Source organism: Clostridium sp. BL-8, from assembly GCF_002006495.1.
GTDB lineage: Bacteria > Bacillota > Clostridia > Clostridiales > Clostridiaceae > Clostridium.
The window spans coordinates 1-18,121 of sequence record NZ_LZZL01000025.1 but is presented as its reverse complement, the minus strand read 5'-3'; the positions used below and the strand labels follow the sequence as shown (position 1 = coordinate 18,121).

Below are 18,121 nucleotides of genomic sequence, written 5' to 3'. Positions count from 1 at the left end.
TTTGTTTTGTCTCTTATATTAATAAGAGACTTTTTGAATTTCTAATAAATTATAGAGTTTTGAAGCCTGACAGGCTCATCAATCTAGAATTTAAATATGGCACTGAAACTAAGTGCATTTTGGTATAGAATAAAATAACGAATTATTGTGATCGTTATTTATTATGTATTTTAACATCAATAACATTAGGAGGTTTCAATGAAAAATTTAGTTATTCAATTAACGGAATTAGTTCAATCAAAATTTGAAAGTTTAGGGTATGATAAGGAATACGGAAGAGTAGAGATATCTAATAGACCTGATTTATGTCAGTATCAATGTAACGGAGCATTAAAAGCAGCAAAGATTTATAAAAAGGCACCTATAGCAATAGCAAATGAGGTGGCTGAAATTTTAAAACAGGAAGAAATTTTTGACGATGTTACAGCAGTTGCTCCAGGCTTTATTAATATAAATATAAAGGATAGTTTCTTAACTAAGTACATAAATGAAATTTATAAGGATGAAAAGTTTGGATGTACAGCTTCAGAAAAGCCTATGAGTATAGTAGTTGATTATGGCGGAGCTAATATTGCTAAGCCGTTGCATGTTGGACATTTACGTTCAGCTATTATTGGTGAATCAATAAAAAGAATTGGTAGATTTTTAGGTCATACAGTAACTGGAGATGTTCACTTAGGAGACTGGGGGCTTCAAATAGGTATGGTTATTACAGAAGTTCAAAGAAGAAAACCAAACCTTGAATATTTTGATGAAAGTTTTACTGGTGAATATCCTACAGAAGCACCATTTACTATTGATGAACTCGAAGATATATATCCAGCTGCAAGTAAGCTTGCTAAAAGTGATGAGGAAGCTATGGCACTTGCTAAGAAGGCTACAGCAGAGCTTCAAGAAGGAAGAAGAGGCTATATTGCTCTTTGGAAGCACATAATAAATGTTTCGGTTTCTGATTTAAAGAAAAATTACGCTGCTCTTAATGTTGAATTTGATTTATGGAAGGGTGAAAGTGATGCGAACCCTTATATAAATGATATGGTTAAATATTTTAAAGATAATAATTATACTCATTTAAGTGAAGGCGCTCTTGTTATAGATGTTGAGGAGGAAACTGATAAGAAACCAATGCCGCCAATTATAATACAAAAATCAGATGGTGCAGCGCTTTATGGAACTACCGATTTAGCTACTATAATTGAAAGAGTTAAGGATTACAATCCAAATGAAATAATATATGTAGTTGATAAGCGTCAAGGCCTTCATTTTGAACAGGTATTTAGATGCGCAAGAAAGACTAAATTAGTTTCAGATGATATGAAATTCGAGTTTGTAGGATTTGGAACTATGAATGGTAAAGATGGAAAGCCATTTAAAACAAGAGAAGGCGGAGTTATGAGGCTTCAAGACCTTATCTCTATAATTAAAGGTAATGTAAAAGAAAGAGTTAACAATAATGACAAGATATCAGCTGAAGAAGGCGATGAAATAGCAAGAATAGTTGGATTAGCTGCGTTAAAGTATGGAGATTTATCAAATATACCTACAAAGGATTATATATTTGATATTGATAAATTTTCTTCATTTGAAGGAAATACAGGTCCGTATATTTTATACACTGCAGTTAGAATTAAATCTATTCTTAATAAAGCTAAGGAAGAACTTAGAGATTTTGCAGGCGATATAAAAATGCCAGCTACCAGCGTTGAAAGAGATTTAATGCTTGCATTTATAAGATTTAATGATGTTGTTGAAGGTGCATTTAGAGATAAATCACCTAATAGGTTATGTGAATTTATTTATGAAGTTTCAAATTTATTCAATAGATTTTATAATGAGAACAGAATATTAAGTGAAGAGGATAAAGAAAAGAAACTTTCATGGTTAAATTTATTGGCTTTAACTGTAAGTATACTAGAAACTGCTTTAGATTTACTAGGAATGGAAATACCTGAAAGAATGTAATCTTAAAAAAGTAAATAGTTTTTATATAATAACTTTCCTCCACATTATTCAATTAAATAATGTGGAGGATTTTTTAAAATATTAAATATATATTGAAATATTGCAATAAAACATTAAAGAATATAGCATAATTAGTCGAAAAAACTAGTAGACTCTATTAAAATATTTTATGGCTTTAATAATTACATGAATTTAGAATAGAATTGAGGAACAAATATGTCTAGATTAACTAAAGAAAAAATTACTTCATTATTAAATGAAAATAGATTAAGATATGCAACCTTTAAAATAAGTTTAATATATTTATTATGTGGATTTATTTGGATTTACTTTTCGGAAAGAATTACGTATTTATTTTTTTGCAGTGGAAATAACCTTCTCACAGCAAACATGTATAAAGGATATATATTTATAATCATAACGTCATTTATTCTTTATTTCTTGATGAAAAAATTTTTAAGTATAATTATTTTAAGGGAAAAAGAACTTAAAAATAGTAATATGGAACTTGAAGCATACATACAGCAACTGGCTATAAGCAAAGAAAAATTGAGAATCCAGTATAAGAAGATATGTAAAGACGAACAACAACTGATCAAAAGTGAGGAAAAAAATAGAGCAATCATTAAAGCAATGCCGGATACACTATTTATTATTAACTTCGAAGGTATTCTTATGGATTATGAAGTAAATGAGGAGAATATATTAGTAAATAATAAAGAAGAACTTATTGGAAAAACAATAGCTGAAATCATGCCTAGAGAAGTTGCAGAACTTGCTTATAAAAATTTAGAGCTAGTTATTAAAAGTGGTAATTTATGTAGCTTTGAATGTAAATTGATTAATGAAAATATAGTGAAATACTATGAATGCAGAATGGTTATTAAGGGAAAAGATGAAGTTCTTGCAATAGTTAGAAATATTACCAGAAGTAAAGAATTGGAAAGAAATCTAGAGTATTTAAGTTACAATGATCAACTCACTGGAGTAAAGAGCAGAAGGTTTTATGAAGAAGAATTAAAGAGGCTAGATGTGAAAGAGAATCTACCGTTAACTATTGTTTTAGGTGATGCAAATGGATTGAAGTTAATTAATGATTCTTTTGGGCATATAGCAGGAGACGAACTTATACATAAAATTGCAGAAATTATAGAAAAAGAATGCAGACCTAACGATGTTGTTGCTAGATTAGGAGGAGATGAATTCGTTATCTTGCTACCTAATACAGATGCAGATGAAACAGAAAAAATAATTAAAAGTATTAATAAATCAGCAGTAAAGGAAAAAGTACAAAATTTAGACGTATCAATATCTTTTGGTTATGAGACTAAGAGGTATGAAGAAGAAGATATTCAAGATGTATTTAGGAAAGCTGAAAATTATATGTATAAGAGAAAGCTTTTTGAAAGTTCATGCACTAGAGGAAAGACGATAGAAACAATAATTAATACTCTTAATGAAAAAAATAAGAGAGAAGAGCAGCATTCAGTTAGAGTTTCAGAACTATGTAAAAAGATGGGAGAAGTTCTTGAGCTGCCTGAAAGAAAGATTCATGAACTTAAGACAGCAGGATTACTCCATGACATAGGAAAAATAGCTATAGAAGAAAGTATCCTTAATAAAGCTGGTAAACTAGACCAGGAAGAATTAAAAGAAATCAAAAGACATCCAGAAATAGGTTATAGAATATTGAGTACAGTAAATGAATTATCTGAAATAGCAGAATATGTACTTCTACATCATGAAAAATGGAATGGAGAAGGGTATCCTAAAGAATTAAAAGGAGAAGCTATACCACTTGAATCCAGGATAATAGCTATAGCAGATGTATATGATGCTATTATTAGTGATAGAAGTTACCGCAAAGCATTATCAAAAGAATTTGCAGTAGAAGAAATAAGAAGAAATGCAGGTATTCAATTTGATCCTTATTTAGTAAATGTATTCATAGAAAAAGTCTTGGCTCAAGGAAAATGATAAGATAAATAATTAAAAATTTTATACAATGATTAATAGTATTATGAGATTTGAGGCTTAGAGTCTGGAATAGTTTTGTGCCCATTTATTTATGTTCTTGAAATTAATTCAAGATAGATGAATAAATGGGCACAGCTTTTAATTTATATTATCTACATAGTAACTTTTTTAGTCCATCTTCATATAAAGTTTCTTCTTCCAATAGCTTTAAGGCTATCTTCTCAAGAGAAGTTATATTTTCTTTTAAAAGTTTTAAGGTTTCTTCATATAATTCATTAACAAGGTTTTTACATTCTTCAATAACAGGGTTTCCATAACTGCTATATAAAGAGCCAACACTTGAAAGTTTTATGAGACCTAAGGTTTCTCCCATTCCGTATTCAGTAATCATTTTTAATGCAATATCAGTAGACTGAGAAATATCCCCATATGCTCCGGTAGAAATTTTATCTTTTCCAAAAATAATTTCTTCAGCAGCTCTTCCTCCAAGAGAAACTTTAATCTTATTTTTTAAATAATCAATTCGATGGTAGCTATGGTCTTCGGGAATAGTTAATGTATAGCCGCCAGCACCTTTTGTAGTTGGTATAATTGTTATTTTTGAGACTTTATCTTGAGGGAGTAGCAGCATATTAACCAATCCGTGCCCAGCTTCATGATAGGAGGTTAGAAGCTTATCTTCTTCCTTAAGGTAACTTCTTTCTTTCTTTTCATGCCCAGCCAAAGTTATTGAATAGGCAGCTTCAATATGATTAGAGGTAATAGAATTACTATTATCCTTTGCAGCCAAAATAGCGCTTTCATTTACTAAACTTTCTAATTTTGCACCGGAGAAATAGGCAGTTTTTTTAGCGAGCTCCTTTATATTAATATTTTCATGAGGTTTGTTTTTTAAATGCAGAGATAATATTTTTTCCCTAGCATTAACATCTGGAAGTGATACTTCTATATGTCTATCAAATCTTCCAGGTCTTAAAAGGGCGCTATCTAGCATGTCCAACCTATTTGTAGCAGCAATTACTACTATTCCTTCTTCTTGTCCAAAACCAGACATTTCAGTTAAAAGAGCATTTAGAGTTTGATCTTTTTCATCATTTCCAGAACCATTTTTACCATTACTTCTTGCTTTACCTATAGCATCAATCTCATCGATAAATATTACTGCTTTTCCATGAGATTTTGCTTTTTTAAATAGATTTCTTACTCTTGCGGCTCCTACACCAACGTATACTTGAACAAAGTCAGAACCACTAAGAGCATAGAATGGTACACCAGCTTCACCTGCTACAGCCTTTGCAAGTAAGGTTTTACCTGTACCAGGGTCACCATAGAGAATTACTCCTTTAGGCATTCTTGCACCGTATTTTTGATATTTTTCGGGATTTCTAAGGAAATCAACAATATCCATCAAACTTTCTTTTGCTTCCTCATTACCAGCAACTGCATCAAAATTTGAAGCAGTTTTTTTATCCTTGCTAAAATCTTGCATATCCATAGCTGTTATTGAAGAGGTCCCTCCTCTAAATTTTTGTGTGGTCATAATTGCTATTGCAACAATTGATAGCATCAAAATACCAGTAGGTATAGATTTAGTAAGAGGGGGAGTGGTTTGGTCTTTAACCTCTATTCCGTTAAGTAATAATTTCTCTTTTAAAGTATCTGTATGAGGATTATCTGTATAATATTTATCGCCATTATTTAGGACTATAGTCATTTTAGGAGAAGAATCCAATATGACTGTAGATACATTTTTAGAATTTAGATCCTCTGTAAATATAGAATAACTTTTAGTAACTACAGTAGTATTAAAAGTTGAAATTATCAGGAACGTAAGTGATAGTAATGCAGTAATTATAGGAATTACAATGTAATATTTTTTAATTTTATTCATTAAATACCTCCTATATCTTAAAAGATAACTTTATTTTGATTATACATGATTAAATATAGAAGTCTAATTTCTTTCTACGTTTTTACCAATGTAATTTTTGGAGGATTAAGAATTTAAATCTTTAGGCACATTAACGATATAAATAGGTATTTCAAAGCTTTAAGTATTAAACTAGATCATACATTAATCATTTTTTTACTTTGATATAGCTGTATTGGATAAATAATTAATAAAATTTGTTAAAGAAGAAGAGCTTTTTCTATCTAAATTAATAGCATAATATATATTTCTTTGAGCAATAAAAGCTTCTTTAGAAGGAATTTCATGACATAATAAGCTGCCTTCAGTAAGTTCAGTTTTTATTGCAAGCTTTGATATAACAGATATGTGTTGTCCAAGAAGTACTATATGCTTAATTGCTTCAAGAGAATCTAATTCAATAAGAGTATCAATTTTAATTCCAAGGTAATTTAGCCACTTTAAGGTTATGTTTCTGGTAGTGGAGTTTTCACCATGAATAATTAAGGAACTTTTCTTTAGTAATTCTGTATTTAAACAGGGCTCTCCTGCCAGGGGATGAGTATTTGAAAAGAATACAACCATATCATCTTTTAATAAAGCTTGACTCATTATATTGGGAAGCTCAAAGGGTTCAGAAGATATAATACAAACATCAATTTCGTGATTTTGAAGCATATTAAGGACTGTTGGCGCAGGTTTTACCTTTAAAGAAAGTGAAAGTTTTGGATTTTCTTGTGAATAATTAGAAAGTATGCGTGGTAATAGATATGTTGCGGGGACATAACTGGCACCAATTTTTATTGTTCCTTTACCATGTTCATATTCTTTCACAACTCTGGCAGCTTCTAAGGTTAAAGCATTGATTTTAGCTGCATAGTGATAAAGAGCTTCACCAGCTTCAGTAAGAAAAATTTTCCCATATCTATTTTCAAATAATTTAACTTTAAACTCTTTTTCCATTGCTTTTAAATGAAATGTAATAGTAGGCTGCTTAAGATTTAATTTTTGTGCAACAGTGGTTATTTTTTGTGATTTGTATAGTTCTTCTAATATTTGAAATTTGATTAAATTAATATTCATATTTTTCTCCTTGTAATTTTAATAGATAATTATGTATTCTCAAAAACATTATAGAAAAAATCTATAGCATATAATAGTTTTTATAGAAAAACTTAACTGTATATTTACTTATTCATAACATTAAGATAAATTTTGGAATTTATACTGAAAAAGTAGAAGTTATTAGATAAGGAGATAGATATGCAGTTAAGAATAGAAGGTATTAAAAAATCTTTCAATAATGTACAAGCATTAGAGTCAATAAATTTAATTATAAATAAAGGAAGTTTCACTACTCTTTTAGGGCCATCTGGATGTGGAAAAACGACACTATTAAGGTGCATTGCAGGACTTGAAGAACCGGATGAAGGGGAAATATATATGGGAGAGGAATGTTTGTTTTCAAGAGAAAAGAAAATAAATAAAGCCATAAATTTAAGAAACTTTGGCATGGTTTTTCAAGATTTTGCATTATGGCCTCATATGACAGTATTTGAAAATATAGCGTTTGGACTTAGAGCCACAGGACAGAAGAAGGATTTAAGGAAAAGAGTTATGGAAGCAATAGATATGGTAAGGCTTCAGGGAATGGAAAAGCGATTTCCTCACGAGTTATCTGGAGGGCAGCAGCAAAGAGTAGCTTTTGCGAGAGCTGTTGTTTTAAAGCCGCAGTTAGTGCTCTTTGATGAGCCACTTAGTGCTTTAGATGCCATATTAAGAGAAGAGATGAGATTAGAAATAATTAATTTAGTACATAACATAGGGTCTACTGCTATTTATGTCACTCATGATCAAAGTGAAGCGTTAACCATGTCTGATGAAATTGTAGTTATGAATAAAGGTACGATTCTTCAAAATGATACACCTGAAAATGTCTACAACAAGCCGATGAAACCTTTTGTGGCAAGATTTATTGGAAAATCCAATTGGCTGATTAAAAACAAAAGATTAGTAAGGCCTGAACATATACATTTGAAATACGAAGGTTTGGGTGAAGAGGTTGAAACCCATGATGGGGTGGTAAAAACCGTAAGTTATCTTGGAGATAGATATGAAATATTAGTAGAAGTTATGGAAGCTGAAAAATTTTTAATATATAGTTCATATAAGATTGGACAGGGAGAAAAGATAAAGCTGTTTATTAAGAAAAAAGATATATATGAGATTGAAGGCTAGAAAGGATCTGTAAAAATATGAGTATGTTGTTAATTTGTTTGTAATTGTAAGCAGTAAAATTATATAAAAGAAGAAGGAGTGTTGAAAATGAAATTAAAAAAGGCTTTAGCAATAATTTTAGTTATGGCAATAAGCGGTGCTAGTTTAGCTGGCTGTGGTAAAAGCGCGGTACAGGCTACTTCTGCCGAAAACAATGGAGGAACACCAAAGTTAAGTGGTAAGCTCGTAGTATATAGTGCAGGCCCAGATGAGCTGTCTGAAAATATTCAAAAAGGTTTTGAAAAGAAAACTGGAGTTAAAGTAGAATTGTTTAAAAGTACCAATGGAAAAATATTATCGAGATTAGAAGCAGAAAAGGATAAGCCGGTGGCAGATGTTGTAGTATTAGCATCTTTATCTTCTGCACAAGGTTTAATGAAGGATGGGATGACTTTGCCATATAAGGAAGCAAAAAATGCTGATAAGCTTTTCACACAATGGGTTGAAAAAGACGGAAACTATTTCAATTACAGCCTATCAGCACTAGGGATAGCTTATAATACAAAATTGGTAAAGAACCCACCTAAAAGCTGGGATGAATTAACTAAGGAAGATTTAAAAGACAAAGTTAATATTCCAGATCCATCCCTTTCAGGCTCAGCAGCAGAATTTGCTACAGGTTTTGTAAATGCAAAAGGTGATGCAGGCTGGGATTTCTTTAAGAAGTTAAAGGATAATGGAGGTTCCATGGCAGGAGCAAATCAAGAAGCTTTAGATCCAGTTATCACAGGAGCTAAAACCATGGCTGCTGCAAGTGTGGATTATATGACCTATCAGGCTAAGGCTAGAGGAGAGGCTGTTGATTTAGTATATCCGTCTGAGGGAACGATAATAAGTGCCAGACCAGCTTTGATTTTAAAGTCAAGCAGTAATGTTGAAAATGCAAAAGCCTTTATAGATTACTTGTTATCTGATGAAGCTCAGAAGATGGTTGCAGATGCATATTTACTTCCAGGAAGAAGTGACATAAAAACAGAAGGAAGGCCAAGTGGAAGTGAAATTCCAACATTTAAGACTGATTCTGACTGGATGAATGCAAACCAAAAAGATGTTATAGATAAATTTACAAAAATATTTAAAAATTAATAGAGTAAATGGAGTTGATTTCTTTGAAAAATTTAGAAGGCATAAGTAAAGCTTTAATAATTCTGCTTCTTACAACACTGATAGTTATGCCTGCAGCCCTTATTATATTAACCAGCATATATCCAGATAGTAAACTGGATATATGTGCACCATTTCTAATTTTATCTAATGGAGAAATAAAAAAGGTTTTTACAAATACAATATTATTGGGTTTCTTAGTGGTTATAATGTCTACTGTATTTGCTATGCCCCTTGCAATGATAATGGTTAAAACCTCTATTAGAAAACACAAGTGGCTTGAAGTTATATTTATGATTCCTTTTATGACACCACCTTATATAGGAGCTATGGGATGGATATTATTCATGCAGCCTAATGGCTATTATGATGAATTTATTAAGCTTCCAATTAATTTGAATGAACATTTTTTTGGTTTATCAGGAATGGTTATAATAATGAGTTTGCAAACATTCCCCTTTCTTTATTTAATCTTAAAAAATGCTTTGGTAAAAATAGGTGGAAGTAGAGAAGAAGCTGCATACATTCATGGTGGAAAAAGCTTCTATACATTTAGAAGAGTTGTATTACCGCTGCTACTTTCAAGTTATGCCTTAGGAGCATTATTAGTTTTTATAAAAGCTATAGCTGAGTTTGGAACACCTGCTACCTTTGGCAGAAAAATCGGATTTTTTGTTTTAACTACAGAAATACATCAATATATATCAAGCTGGCCAATTGATTTTTCTAAGGCTACTTCTGTTGCCTCAATGCTTTTAACAATTTGCCTTGGTATCTGGTATGTAAGCTCTTTAGTTAATAGAAAGTATTCCTATAATTTAGTTAGTGGAAAGGGAATGCGGGAAAAAATATATAAGCTGAAATTTTGGCAGAACTTATTGGCTTGGTCATATGTAATAGGAATTTTAGTTATATCCATAGGAGTTCCATACTTTTCTATCTTAGCTGCATCTATTATGAAGCTTAGAAGTGGAGGACTTTCCATAAGTAATTTTACCTTTGAGTATTATACAAAACTTTTAAGTTTTGGCTCTCAAGGTATGGAAGCCCTTTTAAATACTCTTGTTTTGTCTATTGCAGCGACTTGCATTTGTGCTATTTTAGGGACAGTTCTTGCGATTTCTATTAATAAGTCTAAAAAGCTTTCAGAAAAAATAATAGACTTATTTACCATTCTTCCAAATACAATACCTGGAATAGTCATGGTAGTCGGATTAATATTATTTTGGAATGCCTCTTGGATGGCAATACCTATTTATAACACTTATGGAATGGTGATATTGACCTATGTAGTATTATTCCTTCCATATACAGTTCAATATGTTAAAGCGAGTTATGTACAGCTTGATGAGAGTCTGTTTAATGCAGGAAAAGTATTAGGAGGTAGTAGAATTTATGTTTTAAGGAGAATTACTGCGCCCTTATTGATACCAGGAATTCTAGCGGGCTGGATGATGACATTCATGATTTCAATTAGGGAATTAGTGGCACCTTTAATGATATTGCCTCCTTCAATGGCTACAGCCTCAACTTATATATATGCACAGTTTGAGCAGGGAAACCTATCTTTGGGAATGGCTATGGCTGTGATCTGTGTCATAATCACCTTAATCATGTTAATAGCAATAAATAAGGTAAGCTACATGCTAAAGCTTGGAGGAACAATTTAATGAAATTAGGAATAAAAGAAGCAGAAGAAATTTTAAGAGAAGCTGAAGGATTAAATCCTGGGTCATGGATAGAACATTCGAAAAATGTTGCGCTAGCTGCAAGATTAATAGCAGATAAAGACCAGGTGCTAAATAGTGAAAAAGCTTATATATTAGGATTATTACATGATATAGGAAGACGGAAATGCATAAGTGGGATGGAGCACGTGTTACATGGTCATGCTTTTATGAAGGAAAAGGGTCATGAAGAGATTGCAAGAATTTGCATGACGCATACATTTCCGTATAAAGATGTGAATGCAATTTATGGTGATTGGGGTTACCAAAGGGAAGAAGCAGAAATCGTAGAAAAATATATTAAAGGTATTGAATATGATGATTATGATCTTCTAATACAATTATGTGATTCACTTTCGATGCCTGCTGGGTTTGTATTAATTGAAAAAAGATTTGTGAATACTGCTTTGAGATCTGGAATTAATAATTTGATTGTATATAAATGGAGTGCGGTTATGGATATAAAAAAATATTTTGAAGATGAAATTGGATGCTCAATTTATAAGCTGCTTCCTAATATAGTCCAAAATACATTTGAGACTTTTTAAAGTAAACTATAATAAGAAATAGAGATAGTATATAAAAACTAAGACTATCTCTATTTGTGGTTGAGGAGTTTTCCATATTCTATCATTGACAAAATATAGGGAAAATATGCAATAATGGAAATACAAGTTTTATATTTATGGGAGATGCTGAAGATATAAGTGAAAGTGAAATACTTAAAAAAACAGCTTGATATTCAAGCCGATGTTTTGAAAGTGGGCATCACGGCAGTAGTTCCTCAACTACAAAGGCATTTTTAGATAAGGTAAATCCAAAGTATGCTGTAATAAGCTGTGGGAAAGCAAATGACTATGGACATCCTCACAAGGAAACTTTAGATAAACTTAATGCAAAAAATATTAACGTATTTAGAACTGATTTGGAAGGAACAATAGTAGTAACTTCAAATGGTAAGGATATAAAGTTTAATGTCAATCCAGTAGAAAAAAATTCAGATGTACTAGGAAGCCAAGATAAAAAAACTATTAAAAAAGAAAATTAAGCAATATAAATGTAGCAAGGCAAGAACGGCTAAAGATAGAATTTTTAGCCGTTTCTTTACGTGAAAAATATGTAAAATTATAGATTCATCATACCATTAAGAATAAACTGTAAGTTTAATAATAATTTTAACAATATGACTTTATGTTGAATTTTATGTCACAATTTGCTAGTATGAGTATATACTTCAAAATAATTTTATGTAAATATTAATTAACATTCAATTATCATTTATACGGTGTGTGTATAAATTAATATTTTTTATATAAGCTTTTAAGGGGGAAACTACTTGCTTGATTTTGATCTAGAAATTGAAAAGATGCAGCCAATCAATATAAAAAATTTTGAATTTACTTCATATAAAATAGATGAAAAGATTAAAAAGTCTATTATTTTATATAATACGGCAATTGGAGAGATGAAAAAAAATAAGTTAAATTTAGCAATAGATGATTTGAAAAAAGCTTTATCATATAATAAAAGTTTTTTTGAAGCAAGCAAATTTATTGGATTATGTTATATTAATATTGGAGAATACAGAAAGGCTAAAAAGATATTTAAAAAGTTAGCTAAAAATGAGATGTTTAAAGAGCTAGCAAAAGAATACCTAGAGAATATAGAATTTAAACAAATTGTATCTAAAACTTCAGGAGATATAGTAGAAGTTAATCATATCTATAATGAAGCAATTAATAAAAAGAGCACACCAATAAAAGGTATCATTCTTGCATTATCAATTATTGTGATTGCTATAGCAGGAGTTTATATTGATTATTTTAATCCATTAAATATTAAAGAAGCTTTAGGAAAATTTCAATATGGAAATGAAGCAATCTCTTCTGATGAAAAAGATAATGAAAACTTAGATGAAAATAATAGTTCACCTGAATCAGAAAAAAAAGATTCTACTTATGAAAAAAATGAAATCCCTACAAAAGATTTGGATAGTACAAAGTCTAATGTAAATGGTAATAAGGATGAAAATAACACTATCAATATGATAAGTGAAGCGGAGACATATTTTAATGACGGAGATTATGAAAAATCAGCTAATATATTAATAAGCATTAGAAATATGAATTTAGATAATGAAACAAAATTAAAGTTTGATAGATTATGGCAGGATATAAGTACTAGTAAGGTATGGAGTATATATAATGATGGAAATCAACTATATAAGAAAGGGAATTATGAGGAGGCATTACCTAAAATTAAAATAGCTTCTGAAATCAATCCTGATTTAGATATTATACCTTGGGCCACTTTCCAAGTGGGAATGTGTTATAAGGAAACTAAAGATTATGGGAATGCTCTTATATATTTTCATAAAGTAATAGATAACTATCCTAAATCAACATATGTTTCAAATGCTAAAATGATGATAAGTCAAATAGGGAATTAGATTAATTGTAAATGAACAATAAGTAGAAGAGACAGCAGATAAATGCTGTCTCTTCTGCTTATGGCATAATATTAATAATTGATTTTATAGTCAGTTAATGGTAAAAATAGTATAAGATATAAATTTAAGATAAGGATTATAATAAAAATCTTTAAATTGAAAATATATGAAGAAGGGAACTTTATTATGAATCAAAAAGAAAGAATGTTATCGGGACTTCCATATAAAGCATGGTTAGATGGATTGATAGAAGAACGAATGGAAAATAAGCAGAAGATATATGAGTTTAACTTGTGCAGACCAAATGAAAAAGAAAAAATAGAAAAGTTGACAAGAGAAATTTTATATAAGGTGGGGTCTAATGTTAATATTGAAGCACCATTTCACTGTGATTATGGTAAAAATATTCAAATTGGAGACAATTTCTTTGCAAACTATAACTGCACTATTTTAGATGTGGGGAAGGTAATCATAGGAGATAATGTGCAATTTGCACCTAATGTAGCATTATATACTGCAGGACATCCAATTCATCCTGACTCAAGAAATTCTGGATACGAGTATGGAATAAGTATAACTATTGGTAATAATGTTTGGCTTGGAGGAAATGTTATAGTTAATCCAGGAGTGCATATTGGTAATAATGTAGTTATTGGTTCAGGAAGTGTAGTTACTAAAGATATACCTGACAACATGATTGCAGCTGGCAATCCATGCAAAATTATTCGTGAAATTACAGAAGAAGACCGGAAATATTACTATAAAAATAATATTTTTGATGTTGACGATTACAAATAGTTAAATAAACTCCAATATTATTTTTGTATATTTATTTGTTTTTTAGAAAGTATAATATAAACGAAGTAAGAAATAGTATAAATATTGTAGGAGTATTAATTATGGATAGCTATTTAATGGATACTAATGTAGTAATATACCTTTGGAAGTATTGCCCAAGCATGATTAACAAATTGATACAAGATACTAAGATTAAAATATTAGAGGAAGTTAGTCAAGAATTGGCTTTAAAAGAAATACAAGAATATAATGGACAACGTGTATTGTCAGAAAGATTCTGCAAGTTGTTGCCTTTGATTATAAAGGTAGATAAGAAAGATATTAAAGAATTCTATGTATCGCTAAATATAAAGTATTCTAAAAAGGGAAATGCATATTACAATGATACGGAAAAGCTGTCGGAAAATGATTTAATACTTCTTTATACTTGCAATATATATGATGATCTTATACTTGTAACAGAAGATAAATATTTATTTAATGCTGCAATTCATATTTTTGGGGTGGAAAGGGTAATCAGCATAAGTGCATTGATGAAAAAGTATAATTTTAACGTAAATTTAAGTAAATGATAAAGTCTTTTGATACTGTATATTTGCAGTTTTATAGAAAGATAATTAATTGCTGTTTACTTAAAGCAATTGGAATTATATGTTATAATGTAAATTAAAGGATGAGATGAAAATAAAATATTTATTAGATCTTAAAATAATTATTTTTAGGAAGGTGATCGGTATGAAGGCAGTGCAGCAAAAAGAAATTAACAGTAAAAATAATGAAAGAATCGTGCAGAGTAAAAAGAATAGCAACATGATATTAGCTGCATTTATGATTTTTATTTTGCCTATAATAATCATATTTGTTGGAGTATTTATAGGAGAAAGTATAGGGGAGGCTGTTAATGGGCCAATTATGAGCTTCAAAATTATTGGTGGAGTAGTAGGTCTTATAATAGCCGGAATTATAATAAAGATATTTGACAAATCTTCTAAAATAGATAAAAATGCTGAAAAGATTCATTGGGATGATTTATAAAAGAAACAGGCTGCCTCAAAATTAAGTATAGGGCAGCTGTTTTTTAGAAAACTATATTTTAAATTTTTGAATCATTTCACTAAGTTTTTGCGAAAGTTCAGCCTGACTTTGAGATGATTTTGCAACATCACTTACAGCAACAGTCACTTCATTAACGCTGCTAGAAATTTCTTCAGTACCACTTGCGGATTCTTGAGCTACAGCTGATACATTTTGTACTGCACTACTTACCTGCATGATTAATTCATCTATTTGTTTGGAAGATGAGGCAAAGTTTTTTATAATATCATTCATAAACTCGGAATCTTTTTCATATTGCAGTCCGGTATTCATAAGAAGTTCATAATTAGGCTTTACATTATTAGACATAAATTCAAGAACATCTTGTCCACTTTTCGAAAGTCTTTCGAAAGCTGCTTGGACTTGTGATACCATATTTTGAATGCTACTTACAGCTTCAGAAGATTGCTCGGCGAGTTTTCTAACTTCATCTGCAACAACTGCAAAACCTTTGCCTTGTTCTCCAGCTCTTGCAGCTTCTATAGCTGCATTTAAAGCTAATAGGTTAGTTTGTTCTGCAATACTTCCAATGGAGTCAGCCATAGTCTTAACCTCTTCAACTACTTTGGCGTCTTTTATAGCATTTAAAATATTTGAACGATTTTCTTCATAAATTGAATTACCTTGCTTAATATTTTGTGATGCTTTCATTTTTATATCAATGGCACGATTCTTTATCTCAGTTATAGATGTTATTGCCTTATCAGCTTCTTTAGCTAATATGCTGGTAGTAGAAGTTATTTCCTCGGTTGAGGCAGTTACTTCTTCGGAGGTCGCACTTAGATCTTGAACACCTTTAGATATTTGTTCTGTAGATTCGCTTACTACTTCCATTTTTGAAGAAATTTCTTCAGTGGTAGCGGAAAGTTCTTCACTGGTTGCGCTTATGTCACTTGAGCTATTCATTATTTCCAAAATTAATTTTTGGATATTTTCCTTTGCTGAATTTAGTGCTTTTGAAAGATTTCCTATTTCATCTTTAGTATCAATAGCTATCGATTTAGTTAAATCACCTTGTCCAAGCGCTTCAGCAAATAAGAGGACTTTATTTACCTGCTTAGAAATCATCAATGATATTAATAAACCTAATACAATTGCAAGAACTAAACCTATTATTATTATCAAAGTTATACTAATAAAAGAATTTTTATATGTTAAATTATTTTTATTGTAAGCATCATCTGACTGAGAGACATTATTCTGTATTAATTTATCCATGTCATCATATATTTTTTTTCTTATCTCAGTAATTTTATCAAAATTTGCATCTGCTGCCTCATAATCATTTTTATCGATTAATGATACTATTGTATTTATGTTAGAAGAATATGAATCTCTATTTAATTTTAAGTCCGAAAAGGCAGATTCTTCTGATTTTGAAAGTAGAGAAGTCTCATATTTACTAATTAGGTCATTATTTTCATTAAGTAACTGAGATATCTCTTTTTTTATGCTTTCATTTTGATTATTTTTATTCTGTTGATAAACAAGCTTTAATAAATCTGAACGAATATCTCCGAAATTTAACTTTATGGTATTTAATGCTTTAATTGATTCTAAATTATAATCATGCATGCTGCCAGCATTGGAGTTTATTGTATTCATGTTACGAAGTCCGTTAACTCCAACTAAGCATATCAATAATGCAACTAAGATGAAAGATGATATTAATTTAGGGGCTATTTTTAGATCTTTAAACCATTTCATAAATTTTACTCCTTAAATTCATATTATGTAAGCCTTATTTTAGTAAATATTTATATTGTAATATATGTAAGTTGAATTTGTTTCCACCTCCTTCCAAGTTATAATGGAAAAGTTCATTTTAAGTTAAGAATTATAATGGCATATATTCTCTTTGACAGTTATTTTGATTGAATGTATCATGTATATGGACAATATAAATATTTTGTCTTATTAGATAGCATGTATCTTAAATTTAAATCAATAATTTTAATAAAAAAATCCACATCAAGGAAATCAAACCTAAAAAGTCACAAATTATTATCCTATAATATGCAAAAAAATATCAAATGTTGGAATCCATATACTATTATGCTATAATAAATTAAACAAAATATTTATATTGTCTAATTTTTACGAAGGAGAATATTATTGTGAGAAATGATGATACTAAAATTAAATATTTCACTCAACAAGAGACTAAAAGACTTTTTGACGCTATAGAAAGTTTAAAGAGTATACATATAGTTAGGGATTTGGCAATTTTTAGAGTTGCATATAGATGTGGTTTAAGAGCATCAGAAATTGCATTAATAACATTACAAGATTATAACAAGGCTAAAGGTGAAATATATTGTAAAAGATTAAAGGGCAGTAAAAATAATACAATAAGACTTGATGATAAAACAAAATTTGTATTAGATAAGTATATTGAAGAAAGTAATATAATAGTTGATAATGAATCTATATTTAAAAGTCAAAAAAATAATCCGATTTCCAGGCAGACACTTGATTATTTAATAAAAAAATACTGTGAAATTGCTAATATTGCTGATAAGAGTAAGCATCACTTTCATGCGATTAAACATACTACAGCTGTACATTTAGCAGAATCTGATATGGATATTAAAGAATTACAGTGGTGGCTTGGACATAAATCTGTTACTAATACTGAAATATACTTTCAATTTACTACAAAGCAGCAGGAAAGAATGTATCTAAAGCTTTCTCATAAAAGTGAAATGGTTTAAGTAAAAGTTTACCAATGTAGTATTTATATTAAAAGTTTAAATAGATATTGATGTTTAGGCACATGAAAATAAATAACAGGTCCAAGGTTGCCTTGAATATTTTTCATCA

The 18,121-nt window shown here is 29.9% G+C and carries 14 protein-coding genes and 1 pseudogene; 12 read left to right on the top strand and 3 right to left on the bottom strand.

Annotation, left to right across the window (positions count from 1 at the left end; translation table 11 throughout):
* The first annotated feature begins 198 nt into the window (after positions 1-198).
* Positions 199-1,962 (top strand): arginine--tRNA ligase, encoded by a 1,764-nt coding sequence (gene argS / locus CLOBL_RS10460; RefSeq protein ID WP_077858979.1) that lies wholly within the window; start codon positions 199-201, stop codon positions 1,960-1,962.
* 216 nt (positions 1,963-2,178) lie between these two features.
* Positions 2,179-3,939 (top strand): HD domain-containing phosphohydrolase, encoded by a 1,761-nt coding sequence (locus tag CLOBL_RS10455; protein ID WP_077858978.1) that lies wholly within the window; start codon positions 2,179-2,181, stop codon positions 3,937-3,939.
* Between the two features lie 148 nt (positions 3,940-4,087).
* Here the strand turns inward: CLOBL_RS10455 and CLOBL_RS10450 are convergent, their stop codons facing one another.
* Entirely contained in the window at positions 4,088-5,830 is a 1,743-nt protein-coding gene (locus CLOBL_RS10450; RefSeq protein ID WP_077858977.1) for an FtsH/Yme1/Tma family ATP-dependent metallopeptidase, read from the bottom strand.
* Positions 5,831-6,025: 195 nt separating this feature from the next.
* Positions 6,026-6,931: a LysR family transcriptional regulator gene (locus CLOBL_RS10445; protein WP_077858976.1), complete on the bottom strand. Its 906-nt coding sequence runs from the start codon at positions 6,929-6,931 to the stop codon at positions 6,026-6,028.
* 180 nt (positions 6,932-7,111) lie between these two features.
* Between CLOBL_RS10445 and CLOBL_RS10440 the strand changes: the two genes are divergently transcribed.
* From CLOBL_RS10440 to CLOBL_RS10400, 9 genes and pseudogenes are all read left to right on the top strand, one after another.
* Complete coding sequence (locus CLOBL_RS10440) at positions 7,112-8,086, top strand: ABC transporter ATP-binding protein (protein WP_077858975.1); 975 nt, start codon at positions 7,112-7,114, stop codon at positions 8,084-8,086.
* 87 nt (positions 8,087-8,173) lie between these two features.
* Positions 8,174-9,211, top strand: coding sequence for an ABC transporter substrate-binding protein (locus CLOBL_RS10435; protein WP_077858974.1), 1,038 nt, complete (start codon positions 8,174-8,176; stop codon positions 9,209-9,211).
* Positions 9,212-9,234: 23 nt separating this feature from the next.
* Positions 9,235-10,899: an iron ABC transporter permease gene (locus tag CLOBL_RS10430; RefSeq protein ID WP_077858973.1), complete on the top strand. Its 1,665-nt coding sequence runs from the start codon at positions 9,235-9,237 to the stop codon at positions 10,897-10,899.
* Entirely contained in the window at positions 10,899-11,504 is a 606-nt protein-coding gene (locus tag CLOBL_RS10425) for an HD domain-containing protein (protein ID WP_077858972.1), read from the top strand. The genes CLOBL_RS10430 and CLOBL_RS10425 overlap by 1 nt, the downstream gene beginning before the upstream one ends.
* 116 nt (positions 11,505-11,620) lie before the next feature.
* Positions 11,621-12,004: pseudogene (locus CLOBL_RS10420) on the top strand (MBL fold metallo-hydrolase); the annotation flags it as partial.
* 288 nt (positions 12,005-12,292) lie between these two features.
* Positions 12,293-13,405: a tetratricopeptide repeat protein gene (locus CLOBL_RS10415; protein WP_077858971.1), complete on the top strand. Its 1,113-nt coding sequence runs from the start codon at positions 12,293-12,295 to the stop codon at positions 13,403-13,405.
* A 186-nt stretch (positions 13,406-13,591) separates the two neighbouring features.
* Positions 13,592-14,203 carry a sugar O-acetyltransferase gene (locus tag CLOBL_RS10410; protein WP_077858970.1) on the top strand — a complete coding sequence of 204 codons (612 nt, stop codon included), beginning with the start codon at positions 13,592-13,594 and terminating at the stop codon, positions 14,201-14,203.
* 101 nt (positions 14,204-14,304) lie between these two features.
* A complete protein-coding gene (locus tag CLOBL_RS10405; protein ID WP_077858969.1) occupies positions 14,305-14,775 on the top strand; it encodes a hypothetical protein in 471 nt (156 codons plus the stop codon).
* Between the two features lie 163 nt (positions 14,776-14,938).
* Complete coding sequence (locus tag CLOBL_RS10400; RefSeq protein WP_077858968.1) at positions 14,939-15,238, top strand: SoxR reducing system RseC family protein; 300 nt, start codon at positions 14,939-14,941, stop codon at positions 15,236-15,238.
* A 51-nt stretch (positions 15,239-15,289) separates the two neighbouring features.
* Here CLOBL_RS10400 and CLOBL_RS10395 read toward each other — a convergent pair whose 3' ends face one another.
* On the bottom strand, positions 15,290-17,005 hold the full coding sequence (locus tag CLOBL_RS10395) for a methyl-accepting chemotaxis protein (RefSeq protein WP_077858967.1): 1,716 nt from the start codon (positions 17,003-17,005) through the stop codon (positions 15,290-15,292).
* A 407-nt stretch (positions 17,006-17,412) separates the two neighbouring features.
* Between CLOBL_RS10395 and CLOBL_RS10390 the strand changes: the two genes are divergently transcribed.
* Positions 17,413-18,012: a tyrosine-type recombinase/integrase gene (locus CLOBL_RS10390; RefSeq protein ID WP_077858966.1), complete on the top strand. Its 600-nt coding sequence runs from the start codon at positions 17,413-17,415 to the stop codon at positions 18,010-18,012.
* The last annotated feature ends 109 nt before the right edge of the window (positions 18,013-18,121 follow it).

Excerpts from the sequence above, each read along its gene's own strand:
- argS (WP_077858979.1), top strand. The coding sequence starts at position 199 with ATGAAAAATTTAGTTATTCAATTAACGGAATTAGTTCAATCAAAATTT.
- CLOBL_RS10455 (WP_077858978.1), top strand. The coding sequence starts at position 2,179 with ATGTCTAGATTAACTAAAGAAAAAATTACTTCATTATTAAATGAAAAT.
- CLOBL_RS10450 (WP_077858977.1), bottom strand. The coding sequence starts at position 5,830 with ATGAATAAAATTAAAAAATATTACATTGTAATTCCTATAATTACTGCA.
- CLOBL_RS10445 (WP_077858976.1), bottom strand. The coding sequence starts at position 6,931 with ATGAATATTAATTTAATCAAATTTCAAATATTAGAAGAACTATACAAA.
- CLOBL_RS10440 (WP_077858975.1), top strand. The coding sequence starts at position 7,112 with ATGCAGTTAAGAATAGAAGGTATTAAAAAATCTTTCAATAATGTACAA.
- CLOBL_RS10435 (WP_077858974.1), top strand. The coding sequence starts at position 8,174 with ATGAAATTAAAAAAGGCTTTAGCAATAATTTTAGTTATGGCAATAAGC.
- CLOBL_RS10425 (WP_077858972.1), top strand. The coding sequence starts at position 10,899 with ATGAAATTAGGAATAAAAGAAGCAGAAGAAATTTTAAGAGAAGCTGAA.
- CLOBL_RS10410 (WP_077858970.1), top strand. The coding sequence starts at position 13,592 with ATGAATCAAAAAGAAAGAATGTTATCGGGACTTCCATATAAAGCATGG.
- CLOBL_RS10405 (WP_077858969.1), top strand. The coding sequence starts at position 14,305 with ATGGATAGCTATTTAATGGATACTAATGTAGTAATATACCTTTGGAAG.
- CLOBL_RS10400 (WP_077858968.1), top strand. The coding sequence starts at position 14,939 with ATGAAGGCAGTGCAGCAAAAAGAAATTAACAGTAAAAATAATGAAAGA.
- CLOBL_RS10395 (WP_077858967.1), bottom strand. The coding sequence starts at position 17,005 with ATGAAATGGTTTAAAGATCTAAAAATAGCCCCTAAATTAATATCATCT.